The sequence below is a fragment of the Mucilaginibacter panaciglaebae genome, assembly GCF_039539265.1.
Lineage (GTDB): Bacteria > Bacteroidota > Bacteroidia > Sphingobacteriales > Sphingobacteriaceae > Mucilaginibacter > Mucilaginibacter panaciglaebae.
Window position 1 is genome coordinate 13880 of the sequence record NZ_BAABCV010000006.1, and the last position, 12863, is coordinate 26742.

14 protein-coding genes are annotated in these 12863 nt (G+C 43.1%); 9 read left to right on the forward strand and 5 right to left on the reverse strand.

Features of this window, described 5'->3' with window-relative positions; genetic code table 11:
• The first annotated feature begins 58 nt into the window (after positions 1–58).
• A complete protein-coding gene (locus ABD772_RS09220) occupies positions 59–592 on the forward strand; it encodes a dihydrofolate reductase family protein (protein WP_345103144.1) in 534 nt (177 codons plus the stop codon).
• Here ABD772_RS09220 and ABD772_RS09225 read toward each other — a convergent pair.
• The 3 genes from ABD772_RS09225 to ABD772_RS09235 form a co-directional block, all read right to left on the reverse strand.
• Positions 589–906, reverse strand: coding sequence for an antibiotic biosynthesis monooxygenase family protein (locus ABD772_RS09225; protein ID WP_345103146.1), 318 nt, complete (start codon positions 904–906; stop codon positions 589–591). The two genes, ABD772_RS09220 and ABD772_RS09225, sit on opposite strands and share 4 nt — an antisense overlap.
• Positions 907–1019: 113 nt before the next feature.
• Positions 1020–2048, reverse strand: a complete 1029-nt coding sequence (locus ABD772_RS09230; protein ID WP_345103148.1) for an MBL fold metallo-hydrolase — start codon at positions 2046–2048, stop codon at positions 1020–1022.
• A 49-nt stretch (positions 2049–2097) separates the two neighbouring features.
• Positions 2098–2928 (reverse strand): alpha/beta hydrolase family protein, encoded by an 831-nt coding sequence (locus ABD772_RS09235; RefSeq protein WP_345103150.1) that lies wholly within the window; start codon positions 2926–2928, stop codon positions 2098–2100.
• 500 nt (positions 2929–3428) lie between these two features.
• Here ABD772_RS09235 and hemA point away from each other — a divergent pair, with 500 nt between their 5' ends.
• On the forward strand, positions 3429–4655 hold the full coding sequence (hemA, locus tag ABD772_RS09240) for a glutamyl-tRNA reductase (protein WP_345103152.1): 1227 nt from the start codon (positions 3429–3431) through the stop codon (positions 4653–4655).
• Positions 4656–4776: 121 nt separating this feature from the next.
• On the opposite strand, the gene ABD772_RS09245 is transcribed toward hemA, so the two are convergent.
• Together ABD772_RS09245 and ABD772_RS09250 are read right to left on the reverse strand one after the other, a co-directional pair.
• Complete coding sequence (locus ABD772_RS09245; protein ID WP_345103154.1) at positions 4777–5247, reverse strand: hypothetical protein; 471 nt, start codon at positions 5245–5247, stop codon at positions 4777–4779.
• A 109-nt stretch (positions 5248–5356) separates the two neighbouring features.
• Positions 5357–5824: a carboxymuconolactone decarboxylase family protein gene (locus tag ABD772_RS09250; protein WP_345103156.1), complete on the reverse strand. Its 468-nt coding sequence runs from the start codon at positions 5822–5824 to the stop codon at positions 5357–5359.
• Between the two features lie 24 nt (positions 5825–5848).
• Here ABD772_RS09250 and ABD772_RS09255 point away from each other — a divergent pair, with 24 nt between their 5' ends.
• From ABD772_RS09255 to ABD772_RS09285, 7 genes are all read left to right on the forward strand, one after another.
• Complete coding sequence (locus tag ABD772_RS09255) at positions 5849–5983, forward strand: hypothetical protein (RefSeq protein ID WP_345103158.1); 135 nt, start codon at positions 5849–5851, stop codon at positions 5981–5983.
• A gap of 543 nt (positions 5984–6526) precedes the next feature.
• Positions 6527–8101 (forward strand): hydroxymethylbilane synthase, encoded by a 1575-nt coding sequence (gene hemC, locus ABD772_RS09260; protein ID WP_345103160.1) that lies wholly within the window; start codon positions 6527–6529, stop codon positions 8099–8101.
• Between the two features lie 97 nt (positions 8102–8198).
• Complete coding sequence (hemB, locus tag ABD772_RS09265) at positions 8199–9170, forward strand: porphobilinogen synthase (RefSeq protein WP_345103162.1); 972 nt, start codon at positions 8199–8201, stop codon at positions 9168–9170.
• 94 nt (positions 9171–9264) lie between these two features.
• A complete protein-coding gene (gene hemL, locus ABD772_RS09270) occupies positions 9265–10632 on the forward strand; it encodes a glutamate-1-semialdehyde 2,1-aminomutase (RefSeq protein WP_345103164.1) in 1368 nt (455 codons plus the stop codon).
• A 114-nt stretch (positions 10633–10746) separates the two neighbouring features.
• Positions 10747–11622, forward strand: coding sequence for a sensor histidine kinase (locus ABD772_RS09275; protein WP_345103166.1), 876 nt, complete (start codon positions 10747–10749; stop codon positions 11620–11622).
• A gap of 12 nt (positions 11623–11634) precedes the next feature.
• Positions 11635–12339, forward strand: coding sequence for a response regulator transcription factor (locus tag ABD772_RS09280; RefSeq protein WP_345103168.1), 705 nt, complete (start codon positions 11635–11637; stop codon positions 12337–12339).
• A gap of 54 nt (positions 12340–12393) precedes the next feature.
• A complete protein-coding gene (locus ABD772_RS09285) occupies positions 12394–12858 on the forward strand; it encodes a tetratricopeptide repeat protein (RefSeq protein WP_345103169.1) in 465 nt (154 codons plus the stop codon).
• The last annotated feature ends 5 nt before the right edge of the window (positions 12859–12863 follow it).

Here is a 12863-nt window from a genome sequence, read left to right on the forward strand (position 1 = left end):
CATAGATTTCTCCTCGTTCCTCGTCGTAATGACAGGGTTTTATAATTACCTTTAACCCATGTCAAACATCGTCTACATCGCAACCAGTATTGACGGCTATATCGCTGGCAAAGACGGGGATATCAAGTGGCTTATAGAGTTTCCTAATCCTGAAGGCAGTGACTATGGTTTTTCGGATTTTATCAAAGGCATCGACGCGCTCATTATGGGCCGGCATACCTTTGAAACGGTAAATGACTTTGATACGTGGATGTATCCGGTACCGGTATTTGTATTAAGTAATACCTTAACGGCATTGTCGGGCAAATGGGCCGCAAAAGCCGGATTAATAAAAGGCGACCTGAAAGATGTGCTATCTCAGCTAAATGCGCGCGGGATAAATAATATATATGTCGACGGTGGTAAAACCATTCAAAGCTTCCTGGCGCAGGACATGATCGACAAGCTGATCATTACTACCATCCCTATTGTTTTAGGCGGAGGGATACCCTTATTCGGCGATAGCGCTCAGCTTAAATTCAAACATGAATCAACAGATATCTATGCCGGCGGCCTGGTGAAAAACACTTTTATCCGCGACAGAGGAATTTAACCAACAGGCGCAAAATCGGCAAATAGTTTTCCGGTTTCGGGCAGGCGGTTTAATGGCGTGTAAGTAGATACTTCCGCATAATCGCGCCACATTTGCTGCACTTGCGGATGTTTGTGCGCAGTTTTCATAGCTTGTTCAGACTTCCACTCAAAAACTTCAACTATCGTTCCATCTTTGGTTTCTAATACAAATGATTCTTTATTAGTAATGAGCCCGGCTTGTCTTAAGCAGGGCGTGTGTTTCTTTATCAGCGCTCGTAGCGCTTGCTCTTTGCCAGGGTTCGGCTTATAGGCAACTATTGCTACTCGTTCCATATCTCCATCTAACTTTTTTGCAAATTACGAATTTTAAAGCTAAATCGTTGTTAAATTAATAATAAATTAATTAATTTGTTGCAATAATTTGCACTAAAAAGATGACTTTTATATCACAGATCATATTTTTCGGATGGTTTTATATCACTTAAATAAGCCATCCACCAATATGAATTATAGGGCCCGTTAACTTCGGTAGGCACGGCCGGTGCCGGCACAAACAAGTCAACATCTTTTTGTTGAGCGTAGGTCTGTAGCCTTTCAATAGGTTCAAACCAATCATGCAATGCCAGGTTAAAAGTCCCCCAGTGTATAGGCATCATTAGTTTGCCTTTCAGATCAAGAAATGCGTTCGACGCTTTGTCGGGCCCCATGTGGATGTCAGGCCAGTAATCGCCATAAGCGCCAATCTCCAGCATGGCTAAATCAAACGGACCAAAAGTTTTACCTATATTTTTAAAGCCGGGGAAATATCCCGAGTCGGCCCCGTAAAAAATATTGTGCTTAGGCCCCCTGATCACGAACGACGACCATAAAGTTTCATTCCTGCCCAAAATACCACGACCCGAAAAATGTCGAGCCGGCGTGGCGGTGATCACCATGTCATGATCAATCATTACGCTATCGCCCCAATCTAACTCGCTGATGTAATTTTTAACAATACCATACCTTTCCAGGTACCTGCCCACGCCCAACGAGCAGTAAAAGGGAATTGTGGTGCCTTTAAAAAAAGCTATAGTAGCCTTATCCAGATGGTCATAATGATCGTGCGAAATGATGATCGCATCCAGCGGCGGCAGGTCGCTTAATTTTATCGGCGGCTTAAAAAATCGCTTAGGCCCCATCAATTGCGTCATGGACACGCGCCGGCTCCAAACCGGGTCAGTTAAAATGGTGCGGCCGTCAATTTCAATCAATAAACTTGAATGCCCTACCCAGGTTATACGTAAGCCGGTTTTAGGCGGCGTTTGATAAACAGATACATCCGTTTTGAAAGGCCCCAATGTTTTTTTAGGGACAACTTCGGCTTTGTTGGTGGCATACGCTTTAAGCAGCGGAATAATATCGCCCGATTTAACTTCGCCGGTGGTTATAGTATTAAGGTATTTGCGCCCTTGTTTTTTGGATGGAGATATGCCCATGATTGGTATTAATGTAAATGCCGGCTATGGGGTTTAGCCTTTGGTTTAGTTATTTATTAAGAAATTCAATAGCCTGCTCACAAAAATCAAGTAAATGCGGCGGCAAGCTGTTTTTAGCATACGGATGCGTGCCGCCAAAGGTATGGTCGGCGCCTTTTATAACAGAAAGTCGCGCACTTGGTTGTGCTTTGTGCAATTCTTTTGCGTGGCTAAGGGGGACGGTCTTATCCTCGGTGCCATGTACAATAAGCCACGGCTGGGTAATTTGCATAGCCTTTGCTGGAATATCTAATCGACCCGGATTGCGCTCCAGGTCATCCAGCAAAGTCGATTTTAACGGCATCTGCTGGTTAGTGCGGCTATTAAGCATGTACATTACTCCTTGCAATCTCCATTGTTGTTCGGCAGTTTTTGGCCAGAGGTTATGAAAGTTGGATATAGATGCCATGGTCACCAGCTTTTTGACGCGCTTGTCCTCGGCTGTTTTAATGATATTGATGCCTCCGCCCATGCTGTGCCCTATCAAATAAACATGATGAGTGCGTGGTATAGCAGTGCCATTGCAGGCAAAATCTATTACCGTATTCAGGTCGTCAAGCTCAATGCTGAAGGTGTTATCAGCAAACGCTATCAGGTCGGTAAAGTCAACCGGGTTATCAGGTGTAGTGCCGTTGTGGCTAAAGTTAAATTTTAAAAAGCGATAGCCATTTTGCGCAAAATGCCGTGCAACCAGGTTGTGCGTTCCCCAGTCTTTAAAACCTTTAAAACCGTGGGAAAAGATAACCAGCGGTGCTGTTTTATGCCGGCTGTCATAGGTCAGGTCCATTAACATGGCTCTGCCTTTGCTGCCCGGTAAGGTAAAGTGTTCTTGTTTAATCATTGCAGATAGTCAATATTACCACAATAGGTTATAGCAACCAAATAATAGGCCATTTTTAGGCCGGCTTGTTACATTTTGTCTGCTCAAATAATTAACACAGCTTACAAATCATTCATCCCCTGGCAACCGGAGTACCAAGCGTAAACGTATCTGATTAAAGCGATTCAAAATAAAATTTCAAGAATTCGTGATAAATAACGGGATAATATGTGGAGCTGGGTATAAGGCAAAATGATACTAATGTAAGCTGCCGGATAAAAAGAATAATAAGCAAAGGTGAGTAAGTAACCGGAAATGAGATTGTTAAATAAAATCTTTTTGCCATTTTTATAATTTTGACGGCTGATTTATTGGTTAGGTTATGTTTTTTTTATTTAAACAGATGTTTAATTATAAACACGGTGTTTATTTATAAACATTCTAAATACAACTGTATGACAAAGTCTTGACAGATGATGTGGTTCAAGATGCTATTTTTGTTGGGTCAAATTTAAAATGCTTTGGAGTATTTAAAAGTAATAGCTTTTACGCACAAACAGATAGAACTGAAGGAACTGGGAAAGTTGGTTATCTGTGAGGAGAATTTAACGGATAAGCTTCACCTGGTTAAAGCCGAGTTTGGCATAGCTGAATTATTTTACGTTGCAACCTGTAACCGCGTTGAGTTTGTAATGATAACTGCGCAAGAGGTTGACAAAGCATTTGCCCAAAAATTTATTCAGACATTAAATATTGGTCTTTGCTCGCATCATACCGGTTTGTTTGTTGATGCGGCCTCTATTTACGAAGGACGTGAAGCACTGAACCACCTGCTGCGAATGTCCTGCTCTCTGGAAAGTCTCGTCGTCGGAGAGAAAGAGATCCTGGCTCAGCTGCGAAGAGCTTACGACAACTGCCGCGAGGCCGGCCTTACCGGCGATGGATTACGAATGTTCATGAACTGTGTCGTCAAAACAGCTAAAGAAGTTTACACACATACCAACATCTCCAAAAATCCAATTTCGGTAGTATCATTGGCCTACCGAAAGCTTAAAGACCTTAAGCTATGTTCAAATGCCCGCATCCTCATCGTCGGCGCAGGCGAAACCAACCAAAATATTTCCAAGTATCTTCAGAAACATAAATTCAGCAACTTTGCCGTGTTTAACCGCACACTGTCAAAAGCCCAAAAACTGGCTGCCGACCTGAGTGGGGAAGCGTTTACGCTTGATGCTTTAAAAACATACCACAAAGGCTTTGACGTACTCATTACCTGTACATCAGCAACCGAGCCTATTATCACGCCCGAGGTATATGCAGCGTTATTAAATGACTGCACCAATAAAAAAACCATAGTTGACCTGGCTATCCCTAATGATACCGCTCCTGAAGTTTTAGAGCAGTTCCCGGTCAATTTTATTGAAGTATGCTCATTAAACGAAGTTGCCAAACGTAACCTGCAGGAGCGTTACCAGGAGCTTACCCATGCCGAAGCGATCATTGAAGAAAACATTGCCGAGTTTTGCGTACAGCTTAAACAACGTAAAGTTGAACTGGCCATGCGCCAGGTTCCTGAAAAGATCAAAGAGATACGCAACACCGCGCTTAATACCGTGTTTGCCGACGAGGTACTTAACATGGATGCCCAATCGCGCGAGGTGTTGGAAAAAGTGATCAACTATATGGAGAAAAAATATATCAGTGTGCCAATGGTAATGGCTAAAGATATATTGATCAACAATAATTAAATTCCAATAAATTATATTTTGGCGTCTCGACGAAAGAAGAGATCTATACACATGCAATCATAGTTGTTAAAGCAGATGTATAGATATCTCGCTATCGTTCGATTTGACAGTTATCCGCCAATTATTTACTGAACGTAAAGACAACATAAGCTGTTTTACTGCCCAAAGCAACCGGTAATTTCAGCGTCATAGAACTGCCATCAACTTGTACAACATTTAGCTGATAGCCCTCGGCGATATTTTTGGCCTTGTCGCCCTGGTATATCTTTTTAAACTGAAATAACGGGTTGCTTTTGTCCTGGTCATTATAACTCCAGAATATACTTTGCGAGGTGCCATTAGCCAGAGTGTACATGCCGTTGCCGCTGTTGGTTAGCTTCCAGGTGCTGTTAAGAAAGGCTGCCGGCGGTGCCTGATCAAATATATTCTGTACCGCGCCGGGCAACAGGCCATCATACCTGATATTAGTTAATGTCCACGTGCCATTAATATGGCCATGTGCCGAACCCACCAGGCTTTTTGTAGTTGAGCAAGCCTGCAAAATAAATGTAAGTGCTAAAATGCTAAACGTAAGTTGTAAGATCTTTTTCATGATTGTTGTGTGTTTCGCTTAACTACATACATAAATCTTGCCAAAGAATAATTTGCGCTTATATACTGAACAGGAAAAGGCCGGTGCCCAGGTACCGGCCTTTTCCTGTTCAGTGCATTGCAAACTGCCCAACCTGGTAACTGCCTCCCGGCACGCGGAATGCAATATTGATACGGTTATAGGTATTAATAGTAGTCACGGCAAGTGTAAGGTCAACCAATTCTTCTTCGGTAAATTGCTGGCGGGCCTGCTCAAACACCTCGTCAGGCACATCGTTATTGTTCAATTTAGTTACCGCCTCGGCCCAGGCCAGGGCAGCGCGCTCGCGGTCTGTATACATTGGTCCTTCGCGCCAGGCAGCAAGCATGTACAGGCGTTGCTCGGTTTCGCCTTCGGCACGCAGGTCTTTCGAGTGCATATCCAGGCAATAAGCACAGCCATTTATTTGCGATACCCTGAAATTGATCAGATCTAAAAGCTTACGCTCAACCGGCGATTTTGCCAGATATGCACCTAATCCAAAAAGCGCTTTGATTGCGCCGCTTCCTTTTTCAAAAAAATTGATTCTTGCTTCCATTTTCTATTGATGTTTTTTAGAGCAATGACGACCGGAGAAAGGGGAATTGGACAAGGCGAGAAAAAAGATTTCAAATATATATATGCAGATGCTTTTGGTGCGTTCCCTACGGTAGGGCTGTACATTCAACGCCTGCGAGGCCTTAGGCGCATATTGTAAACCTATTTTAATACTAAATTAAAGGTGTAAATTCAATCCAGTATTAACGATTAAAAGTGTAAATTTTTTAGGGTGGAGCAAATCCGAAAATGACTTAAAAGTCATAAAAAGTGATCCAAGCTGATCCACTTTAAAAACGGCCACGCAATTAAAAACCTTATAATCAATAACTTGAATTTTTAGATTGATCCAACTGATCCAAAGTGATACACATTCGCGTGGATCAGTGCGCTCGCGTAGCGATGATAACGAATACCGGTTATTTATTAAGTCAAGGAAAATCGCAGTATAAATAATATTGAGTTTTGAATATCGTACATCAAATGTTTCCTTCATTATTTGATACCGGGACATCCGGTGTTCGATGTTAATACCAGGTTTAACTAAATGATATGGTTAATTTCTGATCTCTAACCGCTCGCTCATGCACTCAATCGCCCATGCACTCTTTTAAAGATCCGTCACTCAATTTTCATATCCTTAATTAAATCTATAACCATCGGCATAAAAAATTAAATTTGCGGTTGCAAATAGATTAACCTCTTGGAAAGAACATTAATAATAGGAACACGCGGAAGCGAATTGGCGCTATGGCAGGCTAATTTTGTAAAAGACAGCCTGGCGAAAGCGAATATCAACGCCGAGTTAAAGATCATCAAAACCCAGGGCGACCGTATCCTGAACCTAAGTTTCGATAAACTGGAGGGTAAGGGCTTTTTTACCAAAGAGCTGGAGGAGGAACTATTGGCAGGTACTATTGACCTTGCCGTACACAGCCACAAAGACCTGCCGACCGAGAACCCGCCGGGATTGATCATCGCCGCGGTGTCAGAGCGCGAAGACCCGTCGGAGTTGTTATTGATATTGAAAGATTGTGTGGATGTGAAGCAAAAGCTGTCTGTTAAATATGGCGCTATTGTAGGTACTTCGTCTAATAGGCGTAAGGCGCAGTTGCTGGCCTATCGCCCCGATTTAGAGATCGAGGATCTGCGTGGCAACGTGCCCACCCGCATCAATAAACTGCGCGAAGAAGAATACGACGCTATTATGCTGGCAAAGGCCGGTGTTAGCCGCCTGGGTATTGACCTGAGCGAGTTCCATGTGGAAGAACTGACCCCTAACGAAATTGTACCGGCGCCTGCACAAGGTGTACTGGCTATACAGATCCGCGAAAGCGACACTGAATTATACAAAGCGCTGCAAGTGCTGCATCATGCTGATGTAGCCGAAGAACTATCGGTTGAGCGTACGGTGTTGAAGCTGTTTGGCGGTGGTTGCCATTTGCCTTTGGGATGTTATTGCCGTAAGGACGATGGCGTGTTCCAGGTGTTTACCTCAAAAGCCGATGAGGGCGATCAGTTTCCTGACCGCGTTTTTTTAGAAGCTGACAATACCAACGGATTGGCGGAACAGGTAGTAACTAAATTCAACGCCGACCGTAAGTTGCCGGTAAGTGTATTTATCTCGCGCGAAGTGTCTGAGCAAAGTTATTTCAGACGCGCGCTTGAAAAACATAATATACAGATTGACGCCCGCTCGTTGATTCGGACTGTACCGGTAATCAATAAATTAGATTCTTATATATTAAAATATGTCGACTGGATATTCTTCTCGAGCAAGAATGCTGTAGAGTATTTCTTCCAGTTAAACCCGGCTTTGCCTAAAGATGTGAAGTTTGGCGTAATGGGGGCAGGCAGCGAAGAGATGCTGCGCCGTCAGGGCCACTTTGCCGACTTTACCGGTATAGGTAATGACTCTGCCGAAATTGCTGAAGAGTTTGCGAAGGTTGCTAATGGTGCACAGGTGTTGTTTCCCGGAGCAGAAGAGTCACTGCGAAGTGTACAAAAAGGGTTATCTGCGGATACTAAAGTGATAGATCTGGTGGTTTATGAAACGGTATTGGAAGATGAGGTAGAAGGGTCTGGAGCTGATGTGCTGGTGTTCACCAGCCCCTCAAACGTCGATGCTTATTTTGCCGAGAATTTACTTGACCCGTATCAGAAAGTTATCGCTATCGGTAAATCAACCGGTAAAAAATTTGAAGAAATGGGTGTTAAATACATGCTGCCTTTCTCGCCCGATGAAGTAGGGCTGGCCGAGGCGGTGTTTGGATTATAGATTGTTCGCTGGTTCATTAATTCAATGGCTCATTGGTATCGCTTCGTTTAGCTGCCAGGCCAAATAAACTAATGAACAGTGACTAATGAACAAAAAAATGTTACAAAGACCAAGAAGAAATCGCAAGAGCGAAGTGATCAGACAGATGGTGCAGGAGACGCATGTTAGTGCGGCCAACCTGATATTTCCGCTGTTTATTGTTGAGGGTGAAAATCAAAAAAGCGAGGTGGCTTCTATGCCGGGTATCTACCGCTACTCGATAGATAATTTACTGCGCGAGGTTGAGAGCTGCATGAATTTAGGCCTGAAAGCGTTTGATTTGTTCCCGAACATCAGCGAGGAATTTAAGGATAAATATGCGACGGAAAGTCACCGCGAAGAGGGTTTGTATCTGCGTGCTATACGAGAGGTGAAAAAACATTTCCCTGAGGCTTGCGTCGTTACCGACGTAGCAATGGACCCATACAGCAGCGATGGCCATGATGGTATTGTAGAGAACGGCCATATTTTAAATGACGAAACTTTAGAGATATTAGGCAAGATGTCGCTAGCGCAGGCGCAAGCCGGTGCCGATATCATTGCACCAAGCGATATGATGGATGGCCGTGTAGGCTACATCCGCAATGTTTTGGACGATAATGGTTTTACTAACGTGTCTATCATGTCATATTCGGCTAAATATGCCAGCGCGTTTTATGGCCCGTTTAGGGATGCCTTGAACTCTGCACCAAAGTTTGGCGATAAGAAAACTTACCAGATGAACCCGTCCAACCAGCGTGAAGCTTTAATTGAGGCGCGGCTGGACGAAGAAGAAGGGGCAGACTTTTTGATGGTAAAACCAGCATTAGCTTACCTTGACGTTATCAAACTGATAAAAGATGACACCGAACTACCGGTTGCAGCGTATAACGTTAGCGGCGAATATGCCATGCTAAAAGCTGCAGTACAGAAGGGCTGGTTAAACGAGCAACGCGCTGTAACCGAAGTGCTGACCAGCATTCGCCGGGCGGGTGCGACAGCGATATTAACGTATCACGCTAAAGAGGTATTGGAGAATAATTGGCTATAAGCCAACAGTCCATAGCCATGGTCAATAGTTCCATAGGCTTAATAAATTATAAAATAAACTATGGACCATGGATATGGTCTGTTGACTAAAGAGCATGTTAGACTCAATAAAAAAAATGTTTTCGGGCGAGGATGACCTGCCATTGAATACCACGGGTAAACCGGATATCAGCAGGGAAAAATCTGCCGAATTATATGCAAAGGCTAAGACGTTTTTTCCAGGCGGGGTTAACTCGCCGGTAAGGGCGTTTAAGTCGGTTTATGGGACGCCGTTGTTTATTAAGAAAGGCCATGGCAGCCATATTTGGGATGCGGATGACAACGAGTTTATTGACTTTTGCTGCTCATGGGGGCCCCTGATCCTGGGACATAATCATCCAAAAGTTAAGGATAAAGTTATTGATGCGATGCAAAACGGTATGTCGTTTGGCGCACCAACGGCATTAGAGAATGAATTGGCCGAGCTGATCCTTAAAAATAACAAGTACATCCAAAAGCTGCGTTTTGTAAGTTCGGGTACAGAGGCCGTGATGTCAGCTATCCGCCTGGCTCGTGGTTATACTAAACGCGATAAGATATTGAAGTTTGAGGGCTGCTATCATGGCCATTCAGATTCCTTATTGGTAAAGGCAGGCTCGGGCCTGGTAACTTTTGGCGAAACATCGTCAGCCGGCGTACCTAAATCATTTGCTGACGAAACGATTGTTATCGGCTTAAATGATACCGAAGCGCTGCAAAAAGCATTTGCCGAATTTAAAGATCAGATAGCGGCAGTTATTATTGAGCCTATTCCGGCAAACAATGGCTTGCTGCTGCAAACTAAAGAATACTTACAATCGCTGCGCGAAACTTGTACAGCTAACGGTACCTTGCTAATATTTGACGAGGTGATCTCAGGCTTCCGCATAGGGTTTGAAGGTGCCGCAGGTTATTACCAGATACAACCGGATATCATTACTTATGGAAAGATAATAGGTGGTGGTTTACCGGTGGGTATGTATGGTGCTTCTGCAGAGATCATGGGGCAAATTTCGCCCGATGGCGGGGTTTACCAGGCCGGCACGTTGTCAGGCAATCCGGTAGCTATGGCGGCGGGTGTTGCTCAACTAACCGAGTTATTGCGCATGGGCTTTTACAAAGATTTGCATAAGAAGACAGAAGAATTTACTGAAGCCATACAGCGTTTTGCTACTGCGCGTAGTTATAAGTTTAAGGTATTTAGTATTGGTTCGATATTCTGGTTCGCGTTTACCAGTCAGGAAACTATCAGTAAAGCAGATGATATTGACCCGGCCAGCATGGATAAATTCAAGGTTATGCACCGCGAGTTACTAAACCGGGGCATTTACATGGGCCCGTCTGGTTATGAAGTTGGCTTTATATCATCGGCCCATACCAAAATTGATCTGGAGAAAGCAAAAAGGGCTATATTTGATAGTCTTGATTTGGTATTTAAGAAATAGTCCCACCCGAACCCTCCCCGGTAGGGAGGTATAAATGATTAGGTGAAAGTTATTAACTTTAAAAAATAAATCTGAAAGTCTCCCCTGCCGGGGGAGATTTAGAGGGGCTGACCTATGAAACGCTCATTTGTAATCTTTTACGCACTAATAACATATGCGGTAGCAGAGTTAATATGGTGGGGGTATATGCTTATAAAATCACAGCCTGGCCGCACGGGTATGATTATGGGCGAAGGTATGGTGTTTGTGCTGGTTTTCCTGGTAGGCGCCATTTATCTGCATAAATCATTTAACCGTGAAAAAAAGCTGCAAGAGCAGAAGAAAAACTTCTTGTTGTCGGTTACGCATGAGTTAAAATCGCCGCTGGCATCCATTAAACTGATGCTGCAAACAATCCAGAAAAGAGACCTGAATAAAATGCAAATACTGGATTTTATTGATAAGGCCTTGCTTGACATTGAGCGTCTGGATGATATGGTGGAGAATATGTTGCTGGCGTCGAAGATAGAAAACCGGTCTTATTCTTTTCCAAAAGCACATTTTAGTTTGTCAGTTTTGGTAGATAGCATTGTTAACCGCTTACAAATAACCAAGTGTGACGGCAATCAGCAAATTATCAATGCCGAGATTGAACCTAAGATTGAGATCGATGGAGACAAATTCGCTTTAACATCAGTAGTAACTAACCTGATAGAGAATGCTATCAAGTATTCAAAGCCATGTGAGGCGGTTGATGTCAAACTATTTTCAAAAGATAGTAAGATATATCTGCAGGTGGCCGATCACGGTATTGGTATATCTGACGAAGAGAAACCCCGCATTTTCGATAAATTTTACCGCGTGGGCAGCGAAAATACCCGCAATACTAAAGGAACCGGCCTTGGCTTATATATTGTAAAACAAGTTTTAGATAAGCATGAGGCAAGCATCAGGGTAAAGGACAACCGCCCTGTGGGAAGCATATTTGAGGTTGTTTTTGCACTTACTTAAATTCACAACATAATGCCTGGTAGAAAAAGAATTTTATTGGCCGAAGATGAAGAACATCTTTTAGAAGCCATAAAGCTAAACCTTGAGTTAGAAGGGTACAAAGTATCAACTGCTAACAATGGCAAGAAAGCTTTGCAAATATTTAAAGAAGAGCGTTTTAACCTGGTTATACTGGACGTAATGATGCCTGAGATTGACGGTTTTGTGGTTGCAGAAACCATCAGACTTGAAAACTCAGAGGTGCCAATTATGTTCCTGACCGCTAAAAACACGAACGAGGACAAGATTGCCGGCCTTAAAAAAGGCGCCGATGATTATTTAACTAAACCTTTTAACCTGGAAGAATTGATCCTTCGTGTTAATAACCTGGTAAAACGCAGCCTGAAAGGCGACGAATTAAAAGAGTTTAACAGTTACAAGATTGGTGACAAAACCATTCATTTTAACTCATTCGAGTTGGTTAATGGCGATGGCAGCATTACCCCATTAACAAAAAAGGAAACCATGCTGTTGAAGCTGCTGATAGAGCGTAGAAATGATGCCGTATCGCGCGAACAGATATTGGAAACTGTATGGAACTATGATGTTTACCCGTCAACCCGTACCATTGATAACTTTATCCTGACTTTCCGTAAATACTTTGAGCCCGACCCCAAAAACCCGATCTATTTCCATTCGATTCGCGGCGTTGGCTATAAATTTACAGATCAGCACTAATTAATGTTTACCAATAGGGCTCGCATACTAGTTATAGGCGCTTTTGTTATTACGATGGCTTTAGCCATCAAATGGCATGTGTATGAGATCGCCGCTGTCGTCGGGTTGTTTATTTTAATGCTGATATGGGGTTATTTTAAAGAAGGCACCGTAATAATGGCAGCAAAAGCCTTCCATAACAAAAATTATGATAAGGCTGAATCGTTGTTGCAGCAAATAAGTAATCCAAACTGGTTAAGCAAGAAACGCCGTGGTTTTTATGAGTTTATTTACGGCGGAATATGCCTGCAAAGGCAGGATTTTAACGAGGCAGAAAAGCATTATGAGATTGCCGCATTATATCCGTTGCGATCAATAAATGACCATGTAGCAGCATTGGTGCATGTAGCTAATTTAAGCATTCGCCATAATGATTTTGAAAAGGCTAAGATTTTTTTATCTCTGGCTGATAAACACGAGGACAAGATAACCGCCAAAATGAAGGACGTAATTAAGCGTCTTCATCAGGAATTAGATTAAAAATA